The sequence below is a fragment of the Palleronia salina genome, from assembly GCF_900141995.1.
In the GTDB taxonomy this organism is placed as follows: domain Bacteria; phylum Pseudomonadota; class Alphaproteobacteria; order Rhodobacterales; family Rhodobacteraceae; genus Palleronia; species Palleronia salina.
The window spans coordinates 1-14,517 of record NZ_FQZA01000018.1 but is presented as its reverse complement, the minus strand read 5'-3'; the positions used below and the strand labels follow the sequence as shown (position 1 = coordinate 14,517).

The following is a 14,517-nucleotide window of genomic DNA, read 5'->3' as shown; positions in this document are numbered from 1 at the left end:
TCGGACGCGCGCAACCGCGCATCTGTGATCTCCCGGCCGATCCGCATCGGCCGGGAGGTGCTGTTGCTGATCGCGCTGGGCGTTCTCGTCGCGATCTTCGCCAGCCAATCCGAATTCTTCCTGTCCGAACGCAACCTGACCACGATCCTGCGCAACTCGGTCGACCTGGCCGTGGTCTGCGCCGGGATGACCATCGTCATCATCCTGGGCGGGATCGACGTGAGCGTGGGCGGCATCGTCGCGGTGTCGGCGGTGCTGATTGGACGGGCCTATCAATACGACATGCCCGACATGGTCGTGGTGCCCATCGGCCTGGCGGCGGGGGCGGCGCTGGGCGCCATGAACGGCGCCATCATCGCCAAGTCGCGCGTGCCGCCCATCGTGGCGACTCTGGGCACCATGTACATCTTCATCGCCGTTCTGTTCCTGGTGATCGGCGGCGTCTGGATCAGCGGGCTGCCCAACACGCTGTCCTTCCTCGTGCTGGGCGAACTTTTCGGTCTGCCCTCGGGCCTGTTCGTGATCGGCGCGATCTACGGGCTGTCGTGGCTCATGCTGCGGCGCACGCCCTGGGGCCAGCGGGTGGTGGCCATCGGCTGTGACGAGCATGCGGCGCGGCTGGTCGGCATTCGGGTGGACCGCACCAAGATCCAGGCCTACGCGCTTCTGGGGCTTTTCGCCGGTTTGGCGGCGGTTCTCTACGTCGCGCGGCTGCGCAATGTCGAGGTGAACATCGGCACCAACATCGCACTCGAGGCCATCGCGGCCACGATCCTCGGCGGCGCCAACATCCGGGGCGGCATCGGCAGCCTGCTGGGCACGCTGATGGGCGTGCTGTTCATCAAGATGACCCAAAACGGGCTGGTGCTGATCGGGGTGTCGTCGCTGTGGGAAACCGTGGTGATCGGTGGCCTGCTGATCGTGGTCCTCGTGCTGGACGCGCTGGAAACCCGGAGGACGTCATGAACGATCCGCTGACGCAACGGATGGTGTTCCTCACCGGGCTGCTGGTGCTGGCCGGGGTGGCCGGGGCGCTGTTGTCGCCGCATTTCCTCCAGGGCTCCACCGTGGGTTACCTGCTGCAATACGTGCCGGTGCTGGGCGTGCTGGGCATGGCGCAGACGCTGGTGATGCTGTCGGGCGGCCCGGGCATCGACCTGTCGGTCGGCGCCACCATGTCGCTGGTCGGACTTGCCATCGCCGCGATGTTCGGCGCCGGGGTGCCGCTGCTGCTGGCCTGCGCCGCGGGCCTGGTGATCGGCGGCCTGCTGGGCGCGGTGAACGCGGTGCTGGTCTGCGTGCTGAAGGTGCCGTCGCTCATGGGCACGCTCGCGACCTTCTTCGCCTATTCGGGCCTGGCGCTGGCGCTGACCGGCGGAGCGCCCATCGGGGGCATCCCCGACTGGTTCGCGGGTCTGGCGCAGGGCCGGTTCCTGGGCATCCCGGTTCACATGTGGGTGGTCTTCGTCCCGCTTGCGGTGGTGCTGCACGTGATGCTGTCGCGCACCCGGATCGGCAGCCATATCTACGCCGCCGGCAACGACGAACGCGCCGCGTTCCTGTCTGGGGTGAAAGTCTGGCGGCTGCGCTTCGGGCTTTACTGCCTCAGCGGGGTCATCGCCGGGCTGGCCGCGATCATGACCCTGTCGTGGTTCCAGGCCGCGCGACCCGACGCGGGCGAGGGGATGGAGCTTCTGTCGGTGACCGTCGCCGTGCTGGGCGGCGCGCATATCTTCGGCGGGATCGGCCGGATCTCGGGCACCGTGCTGGCGGTGCTGATCGTCACCACGCTCCAGGTCGCGCTGCAGCTCGCCAACATCTCGCAGGCGTGGCAGCTGGCGGCGATCGGGGTGCTGCTGATCTGCAGCGTCATGGCCGACAACGCGGTGGGCGATCGTCTGCGCGCGGCGGCCCGCCGGGCCGCCTCCTGATCACGGGGCGGTCCAGCCGAACCAGTCCTTCTGCACCGCATCCGCACCCGACCCGTTCGCGGGGTCGGTGACATTCAGGCCGCGCGCCTGGGCCACCGCCAGGCACAGCGCCTGGCAGGTCAGCGCGGCATCGAAAGCCGCGCCCAGCGTGCCCAGCGGCGCGTCGAACCCGGCCAGCTGATGCCCGACGCCCAGCTGGCCCAGACCGTCGCGCAGCGACAGGGTGCGCGCGTCTCCGGCCGCGTCGGCGCCGCACAGGGTGGCGTGATCGCCGGGGCGCAGCATGAACTGGGCGCCGTGGGCGAAGTTCTCGGACTCGAAGGCGAAGGCAGTCAGACCGCCCGCTTCGTGCATCTTGGCCGCGCCGTACTCGGCCGACCCCAGGGCCGCACCGCTGCCCAGGAAGAAGAACCGGCCGTCGGGGGCCATGCCCGTCGCCGCAGCGTCCGCGGCCGCGTGTGCGCACGGGGTTCGGCCGTGGAACAGCGTCGCGATGGCATCGGGGTCCGGATCGTCCATCAGCGACGCCAGCGCCAGCAGCGTCACGTGGTAGTCCAGCCCGTGGGGGATCGCTCGGCTCACCGGCGTGTAGGGCAGCGCGACCACGTCGTCCGCAGCCTCGCCCAGCGCACTGTCCGGCCTGAGCGTGATCGCGATGGTGCGGGCACCGCGTGTGCCGGCGGCGGTCAGGGCTTCGACGGTGCGACGCGTGCCGCCCGACAGGCTGATGGCGATGACCGTGTCGCCCGCCGCGATGGGCGCGTCCCACAGCATCTCGGCTGCCGAGGCCGGGCGGATATCGATCCCTGTCTTGCGGGCGTGGTGGGCGATGGCCCGCGCGGCGAACAGGCTGTCGCCGCAGCCGCCGACCCAGACGGGCCGCGTCCGGTCCAGCGCGATGCGGGACGCCGTGCCGGCAAGCGCGCGCGCCGCCTCGGCCAGTATGTTGGGTTGTTCATCCAGTTCGCGCGCCATCAGCGCGTGGCTTTCGGAGGCGTTCATGGCTGGATCTCCCCGTTGCCCCGGTGCCGGTCTACCGCGTCCCACAGGTCAGCCGGACGGACCGGGCCGATTTCGGTCAGGATCGACGTCACCAGGGTTGGCGGCACGATCTCGAGCTCGGGGGCCGCGGTCGTGGCCGTCTCGCCCGGTTTCAGAAGGAAGTCATAGCTACGGAGCGGCGGCGCAGGCAGCTCGTCCCGTGTCCGGTCGCCCACCTTGAAAAGGTCCGCTGCGCCGTGCACGGGGATGCCGTTCGCCATTGCCGCCCGCGCCGCGGGGGTCGAGCCAACGGTGTTGCTGATACCGCCGTCGCGCGTGACGCTTTCGGCGCCCAGCAGCACCGCGTCGGACAGCGACACCGCGTAGTCCAGCGCGGCGTCGGGCAGGAAGGCGATCTCGACCCCGAGATCGGACAGCGCCGTCATGTAGCGCCGGCCGCCGTCGATGGCGCGGCTTTCGGGGATGATGATCCGGTCCAGGCCGGGACCGTTCGCCAGCGCTCGCACGAGGTCGGCCACGGTGCTGGAATAATCGAAGATCAGCGGCGCGCGCGTTCCGGCCAGGGCGGTCACACCCGTCTCGATAAGGGCGCGGCGGCGCGCTGCGGCGGCGCCCTCCCATTCGGCGGCGCGGTCGGACAGCAGGCGCGCGGCGTCCCGTGGGTCCAGCTCGGCCGCGCGGGCCGTCTGCCAGCGCAGCGCGTTGGCGACGATGGGCGCGCCCTGGCCACGGGTGCGCGCGATGAACTCGGCCAGCGCCAGCGCCTCGTCCCGCGCGGTCGGTCGGTCTGCGGCGGCCAGCCGGGCGACCAGGGGCAGGGCCAGCGTCACGTGGTTGGACGCGCCCAGCGTGCCCTCGTCCACGATGTCCAGAAGACCCTGCATGGTGGCCTCGTCGGGTGCGGGCCAGCCGCGTTCCGTCATCTCGGCTGCGAAATCGAACCGTTTCTCAGGCATGGGTGTCCTTCGGTGTTCGGGCGTCAAGGAAGGCCCCGACCTCGGAGCGGTCGGGCAGCCCGGTCTGGGCGCCGTAGGCCCGGACCGACAGCGCGGCAGCGGCGTTTGCGAAGCGCAGGGCCGATGCATCGTCTGCCCCGTCCAGCCGCGCGGTCAGGAAGGCGCCGGCGAAGGCGTCGCCCGCGCCCGAGGTGTCGGTCACGGGGACGGTGTGGCCGGGCAGGCGGGCGACCTCGCGTCCGCCGCGTTCCACCCGCGCGCCCGCGTCGCCCATGGTCGTCACGACGGTAAGGTCCGCGCGGTCGCCCACCGGGCCGATGGCGGCCTCGACGGCCGGGCGGCTCTGCGCGCTCAGGAAAAGCAGGTCCACGGCCTCCACCAGCGCGCGCACCGACCCGCCCGAACTGTCCAGGTCCGCCGCCTCGAGATCCAGCGACACCGTGGCGCCGGCAGCGCGCGCCAGCTCGATCGCACGCAGCGCCAGGTCATGGCGGGTGAAGGTCATGTGCAGGTGAGCGATCCCCTCGAAGGCTTTCGGGGTCAGGTCGTCGGGCCGGGGCAGGTAGGCCGGGCTCAGCGCCTTCACAAGCGACTTCTCGCCCCGGTCGTCCACCATGATGACGCAGAAGAACGTGGCCGCGCCCGGTCGCACCGCAAGGTGGTCGAGATCCAGATGCTCCCGCTCCAGTGCCGCGCGCGCCTCGGCGCCCATCGCGTCGTCGCCCAGGGCGGCCAGCAGGCGGGTCGTCGTGCCCAGGCGCCGGGCCGCGACGGCGACGTTGGCGGCCATGCCGCCGGGGCATTGCAGCACCCGTTCGCCATCGACCTTCTGGTCTGGCCCCGGCGGCTTCGGCACCCGCAGGATGATATCCATGTCCATGTCGCCCACGCACAACAGGCGGGGCGCGCCCGATACGTCGGTCATGTCAGCGCTCAGCCCCCGCGATTTCCGTGGTCGTATCGGCCACGCCCAGGGACGCGGCGGTCGGGATGCGGCCCTGCGCCCCCATGGATTCCAGCGACAGGCTGGCGCCGCGCGTCGCCAGCTCCAGCGCCCGGGGCGCGTCGCCGCTGGACAGCCAGGCGGCCAGGAAGATGCCCGTGAAGGCGTCGCCCGCGCCGGTGGCATCCACCACGTCGATGCCGGGGGCGGGACAATGCAACGGGGTCTCGCCGGGGTGGTAGAGCGTCGCGCCCGCCGCGCCGTCGGTGATGAGAAGCGCCTTGCAGCGCGCATCGTCGGAAAGGCCGAACAGCCGCTCGGGCGCGTCGGCCGCCTCGGGCACCGCCGGGGCGAAGGCGTCGAGGGTTTCGCGGTTCAGGACCAGCAGGTCGAAGGTCCCGAGCAGCCCGGCCATGTCGTCGCGGCCGCGCCGCGTCTCGGGCAGGCCCGCGCCATGCAGCGCCATGCGAAAGCCCGCCGCGTGCAGGTCGGCCGCGACCTCTTCCGCCGCGCCCAGATGGAAGCCGTCGAAATGGACGCAGGCCGGTGCCGTTGCCCCGTCGTGGACGGTCAGGCGGCGTGCCAGCAGCTCGGCCGGGATGTGGAAGGGTTCGTTCACGATGGTGCGGCGGCCGCCATCCTCGACCAGCACGATGCAGCGCGACAGGCGGGTGCCCGGCTCCTGCAATGCGCCGCTCGCATCCACGCCGCGGGCGGCCAATTCTTCCAGCGCCCAGACGCTGTCGGGGTCGTGGCCAAGGCGCGTCACCAGCTCGACCGACAGGTCCAGCGGCGCGCCAAGCCCGGCGGCGAAGGCGGCGACGTTGGCGGCCGGGCCGCCCAGCATCTTGTCGATGGAGTGGGACGTCGCGCGGGCGCCGGGCGACGGCACCTCGCCGATGCGCACCATGTAGTCGATCGAGATATAGCCGACGCAGATCAGCCGGGGCCGGTCGGGGCGGGCGGATACCTCGTTCCGGGGGCGCCGGGCGATCAACGATCGCGCCAGGCTGTTGGGGCGGTAGTCCAGCGTCTCGACGGCGTCGAGCACGGCCTTGCGCGCCGCGCTCGAGACGCCCTTGCTGTCGTTCAGGACGTGGGACACCGTTCCCACCGACACGGCGGCCAGCCGCGCCACGTCCTTTATCGTGGCCCGACGGCTTCGTGCGTTGTCTTCCGGTGCCGCCACAGGTCCCCCGCGTCCGCTTCATTGAAACGTTTCACCGATCGGCGCCCACCTGTCAATGCGCTGTTCCGGCGACGCCCGGTGCGACCGGGTGTCAGGCGGCGACGGCGTCGGTCCGCGACGGGCGGGGGCCGCGCAGCAGAAGCAGCAGCGCAAAGCCCAGCTCAAAGACCGTCACCACCAGCAGCAGCGCGACCTTCACGGCGGCCAGCCAGCCGGCCTCGGGCAGGGCGAACATCTGCACGCTGTCGACCAGGTATCCGGTGCCGCCGACGATCAGGCCAAGCCCCAGCAGGCGGGGATAAAGGCCCGAGCGCATCACCAGCGTGCCCAGCAGCCACAGGTGCAGCCAGAAGAAGACCTGCCAGATCCACACGCCCGCGTCGTGGACGTGGCGCATGAGCCCAGCAAGCTCGACCCTCTGCGCCATCCTGAAACTGTCCAGCGGCACGGTGCCGTCGGCCAGCGCCAGCGACGCGGCGTGAAAGAACAGCATCGCCGCCATCACGGCGACCATCATCATCCGTGCGAAGGCCGCCGCCAGGGACAGCGTCGCGTTCACGGTGCGGAACATGAAGAACAGCATGGCGGAAACCATCACCTCGGCGGTCATCATCACCACGTCGCCGACCAGCCCTGCGTGAAACAGGCCGCGGCGTTCGGCGATGTTGGCGAAGGTGGCCGCCGGGTCGCCGGGCACGTTCAGCAGGCCGGGGACGTAAAGGATGGCGAACCCGCCGGCGACGGCGATCACGAGATACAGCGCGCCGGTTACGCGAGCGTAGGCGCGGGAGGTTGGATCCTGGAAAGCGTGCATGGCGGGCCTCCTTTCAGTGTGAGCGATTTGGGAGGGTGTCTAATGCTCTGCGAGGATGCAGGGAATTGACCGGAATTGCCGAGCTGATATGCGTATTCGCATGGATTGGCGCAGTGTCACCTTCGATTGGAACCGGGCCCGCGCCTTCCTGGTGACGGCCGAGGAAGGGTCCCTGTCCGCCGCCGCCCGGGCGTTGAAACTGGCGCAGCCCACGCTGGGCCGCCAGGTCGAGGCGCTGGAGGCCGAGCTTGGCGTCGCGCTGTTCGAAAGGACGGGCCGGGGCCTGCGGCTGACGCCGGCGGGTCACGACCTGCTCGATCATGCGCGTGTCATGGGTGAGGGGGGGCGCGCCCTGTCGCGTGCGGCCTGGGGTCAGACCGAGGCGATCGAGGGTGACGTGGCGATCTCGGCCTCGGACGCCTACGCGGGGTATCTCCTGCCCCCGATCCTCGAGCGGCTGCACCGGTCCGAGCCGCGCATCCGCGTCGAGATCGTCGTCTCGAACGACCTGTCGGACCTGTCGCGCCGCGAGGCCGACATCGCGGTGCGCAACGTTCGCCCGTCCGAGCCCGACCTGATCGCCCGGCGCGTGCGCGACGCGCAGGCCCGGCTGTTCGCGGCGCCGGCCTATCTCGACCGGCTGGGCCGTCCGGCGGATGCGGCCGGCTTCTCGGCGGCGGAATTCATCGAGATCGACGCGGCCGGGAGCCTGATGGGGTTGCTGAATGCGCGCGGCTTGACCCTGACGCCTGAGAACTTCCCCTACCGCTGCCGCAACTTCACGGTGACGTGGGAGATGGTGCGCCGCGGGCTGGGTATCGGCATCCTCGATGACCGGATCGGCGATGCCGACCCGTCGGTCGAGCGGGCTGTGCCCGGTTTCGCACCGGTCGACTTCCCGGTCTGGATCGTCGCCCACCGCGACATCGCACGCTCGCGCCGCCTGCGGGTGGTGTTCGACGCGCTTGTCGAGGGATTCGGCGGCTGAGGCGCCGCACGCATTCCAAGGTGACGACAGGCAGAGGCCGCAGCTCATCCTGCCGCGCCCAGTTGGGGCAGGGCGGCCAGCAACAGCAGGGCCGACACCGTGCAGGCCGCGGCCCGGACCGTGTTCCACGCCGTCCAGCGCGGCACGTATGAGGCCATCCAGTAGTCGCGCGTCTTCGCGCAGCGCGCCGGCATCGCGGCCAACGCATCGTTCATCGGGACGTTGAGGCCGATGGTCACACCGAAACACGCCACGAGGTAAAGAAGCCCCGCCGCGACCATCAGCGAACCTGGCGTGCCGGCCACGCGAAGCCACCCGGTCGCGACGAGCGTTGCGGAGACGGCGGCCAGCCCGATGAACATGGTCATGAAGACCCACCGGAAAACCTCGCGGTTGATGGCCTGCATCGCCTGGATGCCGCCACTGCCTTCGGTCCGCGCAAGGGCCCGCATGATGAAGTCCGAGAAGGCGAGGAAAACGCCGCCGACAAGGGCATAGGCCAAGGCGGCGAGCTGGATGAGCGCGATAACCGGCAGCGAGACCATGGTCGTTGCTCCTTCGGTGAGGTCACTTTGGCAGGCGCGCGCCGATCAGGCGGCAGGGGTCCACGCCCCGGCCCTGGCTGCCGCGTGGGCGAAGGTGGCGAAGTCGCGTGGCGCCCGGCCCAATGCGCGCTGAACGCCGTCCGACAGATGGGCATTCCGGCCGTCCAGCGTCTCGCGCGCGATGGCGGTAAAGACGTCGGCCACCAGTGCCCCGCCCGACCTGGCGATGGTGGCGTGGAAGTCGTCGAAGGTGATCGGCACATGGCGGATGCTGCGCCCGGTGGCCTCTGACAGGGCGGCGGCCATGTCCGCGAAGGTCATCAACCGCGGCCCGGTCACCTCGTAGAGCGCGCCGCTGTGACCCTCTTCGGTCAGGGCGGCGACGGCGACATCGGCGATATCGTCGACATCGACGATGGGCTCGGGCGTGTCGCCGCCGGGCATCGGCAGCAGTCCGGCGAGAACCGGATCGCGCAGGTATCCTTCCGAGAAGTTCTGCGCGAACCAGGCGGCGCGGACGATCGTGACGTCCAGGCCCGAGCGCCGGACGACATCCTCGCCCTGTTGCGCGTGATGTTCGCCCCGGCCCGACAGAAGGACCAGGTGGTCGAGCCCCGCGCGCCTGGCCGCCTCGCAAAGCCCGCCCAGCCGGTCAACGGCGCCGGGGAATGCCATGTCGGGAAAATAGGTGACATAGGCCGCGCGCGCGCCCGACAGGGCCGGTGCCCAGGTCTGCGGATCGTTCCAGTCGAAGGGGATGGCCGCGCCGCGCGATCCGCGGCGAACGGGCAGGCCCCTTGCTTCCAGCCGGGCGGCAACGCGGCGGCCGGTCTTGCCGGTGGCGCCGATGACGAGCGTGGGGGCGTCGCGCATGATGCGGTCTCCTTGGGATGCGATGCAGAAGGAATATCCACAGACGCGGCGCGCCATCTTGCCCGGCCCTGCCAGCGTTGTGGCCGTGCCTGCCAAACGCCGCATGCCGATCCCGGTAGATTACAGGTCGTCGCGCGGAACCGGCGGCTCGGCCAGCCGGGACAGAAGGGGATGGGGAAAGGTGCGCCGGGCCGTGACCGCGTAGAAGCTTTCGACGACGTCCAGCTCGAACGGTGCCGTGGCCAGGAGACCCTGCGCCAGTTCATCCGCCAGAACCACCGCCGGCGTGACGGCAAGGCCGATGTTCTCGCGCGCCAGCAGGCGGATCATGGCCATGTCATCCACGGTCGCCGCGATCCGGGGCGTCACGCCCAGCCGCGCCACGAGGCTGTCGAACCCCGTCCGGATCGAGCTTTCGGTGGGCAGGATCACCGGCTCGGCGGCCAGGAGATCGGACAGCGTGGCGTGGGCCAACCGCTCGGGCCGGCCGTGCAACCCGACCGATTGCTGCGCGATGCGGTGCGCAACGAGGTCGGGAAAGCTGTCCCGCGGCGGCGGATCGGTCAGCAGGACCACGTCCAGCGCGAGGGTCTCCAGCGCCCGCAGAAGGGTCTGGCTGCTGCCCGACGTCAGCACGAGATCGACATTCTCGGCGAAGGCCGGCCGCAGGAAGCGCAGCTGGAAGTTCCGCGACAGGGTGGACAGCGACCCGACCCGCAAGGGCGTCCGCGCCGCGCCGCCTGCCGTCAGGGTCGCCACGAGGTCATCGCCCACGTCGAAGATGCGCTCGGAATGGTCCAGCGCGATGCGCCCCGCCTCGGTCAGGACCATCGCCCGGCCGGTCCGCTCGAAAAGGGTATGGCCAAGCCGATCCTCGAGCTGGCGGATCTGGGTCGACAGGGCGGATTGCGACAGGTTCAGCCGCGCCGCCGCACGGGTCAGGTTCCCCTCGTGGGCGACCTCCTGGAAGTACCGCAAGTGATGATAGTTCAGCCGCATGGTTTCTATAATATAGAACGACACAGACGATATAATGTATTTTTATTGAAGTGGACAGCCCCCTAGATCAGCCGGAGATCCTGAACCGGAGGTCTCGGATGACATTTCTGCTTCTTCTCGCCCCGCTCGTCCTGGCCGCATCGGCCTTTGCGATGCATCTTCGCCCGCCCGCGCGGGGGCACTGGCATTTGCGGCTGCCCGAACTGTCGGCGCTGGCTGCCCTGGCCCTTGGCGGCCTGGCCGCGATCGACCTGGCGCTGTCGGGGCCGTCGACCGGGCCGCTGCTGGGCCTGGCCTCGGTCGGCCTGTCGGCGCGCATCGACATCGTCAGCGTCGCCATGACGCTGACCGTCGCCTTCGTCGGCTGGGTGGTCCTGCGCTTTTCCCGCGTGGCGCTCGACGGCGAGGCGCGGCAGCCCGCCTTCATGGGGTGGATGTCGGCGACCATCGCCTGTGTCCTGCTGCTGGTCGGCGCCGGCAACCTCGTGCAGCTCGCGGTGGGGTGGGTCGCGGCGGGCGCGGCCCTGCACCAGCTTCTGCTGTTCTACCCCGAGCGGCCGCGCGCGCGCCGGGCCGCCCGCAAGAAGGCATTGAGCGGGATCTTCGCCAGCGCCGCGCTGCTGGCCGCCGCCGGGGGCCTGATCGCAGCCTTCGGGACCTCGGACATCGCCGCCATCAACGCGGCGGCGCAGGCCGGCGGCGGATCCGCCGTGCTGTCGCTGGTCGCGCTGCTGCTGGCCGTCGCGGCCATCCTCAAATCGGCGCTGGTGCCGACCCACGGCTGGTTGACCGAGGTGATGGAGGCGCCGACGCCCGTCTCGGCCCTGCTGCACGCGGGCGTGGTGAACGCGGGCGGGTTCCTCCTGATCCGCTTTGCCGATGTGCTGATCGCCGCGCCCGGCGTGCTGGCGGTGCTGGCGCTGGTGGGCGGGTTCAGCGCGTTGCTGGGGGCGGCGGTGTCGCTGACCCAGCCGGCGGTCAAGACCGCGCTGGCGTGGTCCACCTGTGCGCAGATGGGCTTCATGGTGCTGCAATGCGGCCTGGCGCTGTTCCCGCTGGCGCTGCTGCACATCGTGGCCCACTCGCTTTACAAGGCGCACGCGTTCCTGGCCTCGGGCGACGCGGTGAGGGACGTGGCCTCGATCCGCCGGCCCGGGCCGGTGGCGGTGCCGCACCTGGGCGCCGTGGCGCGGGCCTTCGGGCTGGCGCTGGCGCTGTACCTGGTCGTCGGGCTGGCCTTCGGGATCACGTCGAAGCCGCCGCAGACGGTGGCGCTGGGCGCGATCCTGATCTTCGGGGTGGTCTACCTGATCGCCCAAGGCCTTGCGGACCAGGCGCCGCGCGCGCTGGCGTGGCGGACCGTCGCGCTGTCGGTGGCGGCGACGGTCGCCTACTTCGCCCTGCAGGCGGGCGCGACCTGGGTCTCGGCCGGGACGCTGCCGCCGCCCCCCGCGCCCGACGGGCTGATCTGGGCCACGATCCTGCTGGCGCTGGTCAGCTTCGCGATCGCCGCGGTGGCGCAGACGACCTTCCCCCTCTGGGCCGGGCATCCGGCGGCGGCGGGGCTTCGCGTGCACCTGATGAACGGCCTTTACTTCAACGCGGTCGCGGACCGGCTGTCCGGCCGCTGGACCCCCAAAAGCGGAGAGACGCAATGAACGCGCACATGACCTGGACGGGCCCGACCCTCGAGTTGTTCGCCGCCGCGGAAGAGGCCATGCGGCAGATCCCGCCGGCCTTCCCGCTGGAAGCGACGGTGGCGGTGAACCCCTGGCTCGGGCAGGTGGCCGAGGACCGCACATTGGCGGCCGCCCGCATGGCCCGGGTGGGCGGCGGACGGATGTTCCTGCCGCGCGACACGGTGGCCGCGATGGTGGCCTCGGGCGAGGTAAGCCAGGACGACCTGGCCGGGGCCGCGCGGGCATATGGCCTTTCGATGGATGCCTTGTCGCGGGCCCTGGACGAGACGCGCGCGCCCGAGGCACCGCTGCCGACGGTCGCCGACCTGGCGCAGCGTGCTGATGGCATTGACTGGCCAGGACTGGTCGAGGATCGGATCGGTCACTGGGCCGCCGCGCAGTTCGACAAGGGACAGGCGTTCTGGCCGGCGCCCGATGCCGGCGCCTGGGCCGCGTGGCGCGCCTATGCCAGCCGCGACCTGACCCCCGGCCTGGCCGGGCTGAGCGGGTTCGCGTCCCGCGTCGCCGCCATGCCCATCGACGCCCGCGCGGCCTTCGCTGAGGCTTGCGGCGCGCTGGGGCTGACGCCCGATGTTGCGCCGCTGTATTTCCACCGGCTGCTGGTGACCCTGTCGGGCTGGGGCCAATACGCCCGGCACCTAAGCTGGATGGCCGAGCGGGACGGGGGCCGCGATACGACCCTGTTCGACCTGCTGACCGTCCGGCTGGCCTGGGACGTCGCCCTGCTGGAGCAGGGGGGGACGGCGCGCGCTGAGGCCTGGGACAGCGCCAGGGCGGACTTTGGCCGCCCGATCACCGTGGATGCCGACACCTTGCGGGACGCGGCGTTGCAGGAGGCCGTCGACCGCGGCGGCGAGCGGCGGCTGGCCGAGACGCTGGCGGGCGATGTCGCGACATCCACCGATGACCGGCCCGCGCTCCAGGCCGCGTTCTGTATCGACGTGCGCTCCGAACGGATGCGCCGCGCGCTCGAGGCGTCGGATCCGGGCCTGCGGACCATCGGTTTCGCGGGGTTCTTCGGCCTGGCGATCAAGCACTGCGGTCACGCCTCGGACACGGTCGAGGCGCGCGCGCCGATCCTCGTGTCGCCGGCGGTCGAGAGCCGTGCCGCCGACACTGGCGGGAGCGACACGGCCGAACGGATCCGGCTGCGGACGGTTCGCGCCTGGGGCCGGTTCAAGCGGGCGGCGGTCTCGGCCTTCGCCTTCGTCGAGGCGGCGGGTCCGCTCTACGTGGGCAAACTGCTGCGCGATGGGCTGGGCCTCGGCGGGGCAGGGGAACACGACCCGGTCCCGACGCTCGACCTGCCGCTGGCCGATCGGGTCGGCGCGGCGGAACGCATCCTGCGGGCCATGTCGCTGACCGACGGTTTCGCGCGTCTGGTGCTGGTCTGCGGGCACGGCGCAAGGGTCACGAACGCGCCCCATGCCAGCGCCCTGCAATGCGGCGCCTGCGGCGGATACTCCGGCGACGTCAACGCGCGGCTTCTGGCCGGGCTTCTGAACGATGGCGCGGTGCGCGCCGGCCTGGCCGACCGGGGGATCGCGATCCCCGGCGACACGCATTTCGCCGCCGGGCTGCACGATACCGTGTCCGATGAGGTGCGGGTGTTCGAGGGTGACCTGCCCGCCAGCCACCGGGCCGATATTGAGCGGCTGCGCGCCGCGCTGGGCAAGGCGGGCGCGCTCGCCCGGACCGAGCGCGCGGGGACCTTGCCCCACGGGTCGCGCGACAGCCTCGCGCGGCGGGGACGGGACTGGTCCGAGCTGCGGCCCGAGTGGGGGCTTGCGGGATGCAACGGCTTCATCGCCGCGCCGCGCGCCCGGACGGCGGGCCGGGATCTGGGCGGCCGGGTCTTCCTGCACGACTACGACTGGCGGCAGGACACGGAGGCGAAGACGCTGGAACAGATCCTGAGCGCGCCGGTCGTGGTGGCCAGCTGGATCGCGCTGCAATACCACGGCTCGGCCGTGGCGCCCGAGACCTTCGGCGCGGGCAACAAGCTGCTGCACAACGTGGTCGGCGGATTTGGCGTGCTCGAGGGGAACGGAGGGGCGCTGCGCGCGGGGTTGCCCCGGCAGTCGCTGCACGACGGGGAAAGCCTGCGCCACGTGCCCAGTCGGCTCGTGGTCGCGGTCGAGGCGCCGGAAGAGATGATTTCGAAAGCGTTGGACCGGCAGTCGGCGGTGCGGGACCTGTTCGACAACGGTTGGCTTACGCTCGTTACGCTGAACCCCGCGGGGGGCGTCGGTCGCCGTTACGAGGACGGCGCCTGGTTCGACCGAGACTGCGGCGACGTGACAGTATCGGTCGCGGCTTGATCCTTGCCGGGCGCGACCCGCTCTCGGTCGCGCCCGGCAGTCTGTGAGAGGGTGGCGGCGTGCATTATGTCGCGAAGTTGTGCGACAGATCGTTTCGGGCAATTAGCTGCCGCCTGATTTTCCGGGATTTCGTGAAAGGCCCGGGAAATCAGCCCAAAGAGCTAGGCTCAGGACCCATTGATCTGAGCGGAAGGGCGTGATTCACCGCCAGAAAACTGAGCGGTGACATGTCTGATCTCTTCTGGCTCAGCGATGC

At 71.0% G+C, this 14,517-nt stretch carries 13 protein-coding genes; 5 read left to right on the top strand and 8 right to left on the bottom strand.

The genetic code is table 11. The annotated features are described in order from the left end of the window. Window positions 1–57: 57 nt before the first annotated feature. Together BUB76_RS16380 and BUB76_RS16375 are read left to right on the top strand one after the other, a co-directional pair. Complete coding sequence (locus tag BUB76_RS16380) at window positions 58–966, top strand: ABC transporter permease (protein WP_175550330.1); 909 nt, start codon at window positions 58–60, stop codon at window positions 964–966. Beyond that, window positions 963–1,931, top strand: a complete 969-nt coding sequence (locus tag BUB76_RS16375; protein WP_084140724.1) for an ABC transporter permease — start codon at window positions 963–965, stop codon at window positions 1,929–1,931. The genes BUB76_RS16380 and BUB76_RS16375 overlap by 4 nt, the downstream gene beginning before the upstream one ends. Here BUB76_RS16375 and BUB76_RS16370 read toward each other — a convergent pair whose 3' ends face one another. The 5 genes from BUB76_RS16370 to BUB76_RS16350 form a co-directional block, all read right to left on the bottom strand. Next, window positions 1,932–2,933: an SIS domain-containing protein gene (locus BUB76_RS16370; protein ID WP_073130244.1), complete on the bottom strand. Its 1,002-nt coding sequence runs from the start codon at window positions 2,931–2,933 to the stop codon at window positions 1,932–1,934. Further along, a complete protein-coding gene (locus BUB76_RS16365) occupies window positions 2,930–3,889 on the bottom strand; it encodes an eIF2B alpha/beta/delta subunit family protein (protein WP_073130241.1) in 960 nt (319 codons plus the stop codon). The genes BUB76_RS16370 and BUB76_RS16365 overlap by 4 nt, the downstream gene beginning before the upstream one ends. Then, the gene (locus BUB76_RS16360; RefSeq protein ID WP_073130236.1) at window positions 3,882–4,814 is read right to left on the bottom strand and encodes a carbohydrate kinase family protein; all 933 of its coding nucleotides are present in this window, start codon (window positions 4,812–4,814) and stop codon (window positions 3,882–3,884) included. The genes BUB76_RS16365 and BUB76_RS16360 overlap by 8 nt, the downstream gene beginning before the upstream one ends. Window position 4,815: 1 nt before the next feature. Further along, entirely contained in the window at window positions 4,816–5,970 is a 1,155-nt protein-coding gene (locus tag BUB76_RS16355) for a PfkB family carbohydrate kinase (RefSeq protein WP_308417683.1), read from the bottom strand. 142 nt (window positions 5,971–6,112) lie between these two features. Then, window positions 6,113–6,835: a DUF4386 domain-containing protein gene (locus BUB76_RS16350; protein ID WP_073130229.1), complete on the bottom strand. Its 723-nt coding sequence runs from the start codon at window positions 6,833–6,835 to the stop codon at window positions 6,113–6,115. 100 nt (window positions 6,836–6,935) lie between these two features. Between BUB76_RS16350 and BUB76_RS16345 the strand changes: the two genes are divergently transcribed. Continuing rightward, a complete protein-coding gene (locus BUB76_RS16345) occupies window positions 6,936–7,823 on the top strand; it encodes a LysR family transcriptional regulator (RefSeq protein ID WP_236737944.1) in 888 nt (295 codons plus the stop codon). Between the two features lie 44 nt (window positions 7,824–7,867). On the opposite strand, the gene BUB76_RS16340 is transcribed toward BUB76_RS16345, so the two are convergent. From BUB76_RS16340 to BUB76_RS16330, 3 genes are all read right to left on the bottom strand, one after another. After that, window positions 7,868–8,368, bottom strand: coding sequence for an anthrone oxygenase family protein (locus BUB76_RS16340; protein WP_073130223.1), 501 nt, complete (start codon window positions 8,366–8,368; stop codon window positions 7,868–7,870). Window positions 8,369–8,413: 45 nt separating this feature from the next. Next, window positions 8,414–9,241, bottom strand: coding sequence for an NAD(P)H-binding protein (locus BUB76_RS16335; protein ID WP_073130219.1), 828 nt, complete (start codon window positions 9,239–9,241; stop codon window positions 8,414–8,416). Window positions 9,242–9,361: 120 nt separating this feature from the next. Continuing rightward, entirely contained in the window at window positions 9,362–10,240 is an 879-nt protein-coding gene (locus tag BUB76_RS16330; RefSeq protein WP_073130216.1) for a LysR family transcriptional regulator, read from the bottom strand. 98 nt (window positions 10,241–10,338) lie between these two features. Here BUB76_RS16330 and BUB76_RS16325 point away from each other — a divergent pair, with 98 nt between their 5' ends. Beyond that, entirely contained in the window at window positions 10,339–11,898 is a 1,560-nt protein-coding gene (locus BUB76_RS16325; RefSeq protein WP_073130213.1) for a proton-conducting transporter transmembrane domain-containing protein, read from the top strand. An 8-nt stretch (window positions 11,899–11,906) separates the two neighbouring features. Continuing rightward, window positions 11,907–14,261: a YbcC family protein gene (locus BUB76_RS16320; protein WP_236737943.1), complete on the top strand. Its 2,355-nt coding sequence runs from the start codon at window positions 11,907–11,909 to the stop codon at window positions 14,259–14,261. Window positions 14,262–14,517 lie beyond the last annotated feature (256 nt).

What these genes read in the sequence shown, in the direction of transcription:
- BUB76_RS16365 (WP_073130241.1), bottom strand. Translation starts at nt 3,889, where the DNA reads ATGCCTGAGAAACGGTTCGATTTCGCAGCCGAGATGACGGAACGCGGC.
- BUB76_RS16370 (WP_073130244.1), bottom strand. Translation starts at nt 2,933, where the DNA reads ATGAACGCCTCCGAAAGCCACGCGCTGATGGCGCGCGAACTGGATGAA.
- BUB76_RS16325 (WP_073130213.1), top strand. Translation starts at nt 10,339, where the DNA reads ATGACATTTCTGCTTCTTCTCGCCCCGCTCGTCCTGGCCGCATCGGCC.
- BUB76_RS16360 (WP_073130236.1), bottom strand. Translation starts at nt 4,814, where the DNA reads ATGACCGACGTATCGGGCGCGCCCCGCCTGTTGTGCGTGGGCGACATG.
- BUB76_RS16340 (WP_073130223.1), bottom strand. Translation starts at nt 8,368, where the DNA reads ATGGTCTCGCTGCCGGTTATCGCGCTCATCCAGCTCGCCGCCTTGGCC.
- BUB76_RS16330 (WP_073130216.1), bottom strand. Translation starts at nt 10,240, where the DNA reads ATGCGGCTGAACTATCATCACTTGCGGTACTTCCAGGAGGTCGCCCAC.
- BUB76_RS16375 (WP_084140724.1), top strand. Translation starts at nt 963, where the DNA reads ATGAACGATCCGCTGACGCAACGGATGGTGTTCCTCACCGGGCTGCTG.
- BUB76_RS16335 (WP_073130219.1), bottom strand. Translation starts at nt 9,241, where the DNA reads ATGCGCGACGCCCCCACGCTCGTCATCGGCGCCACCGGCAAGACCGGC.
- BUB76_RS16345 (WP_236737944.1), top strand. Translation starts at nt 6,936, where the DNA reads ATGGATTGGCGCAGTGTCACCTTCGATTGGAACCGGGCCCGCGCCTTC.
- BUB76_RS16350 (WP_073130229.1), bottom strand. Translation starts at nt 6,835, where the DNA reads ATGCACGCTTTCCAGGATCCAACCTCCCGCGCCTACGCTCGCGTAACC.
- BUB76_RS16320 (WP_236737943.1), top strand. Translation starts at nt 11,907, where the DNA reads ATGACCTGGACGGGCCCGACCCTCGAGTTGTTCGCCGCCGCGGAAGAG.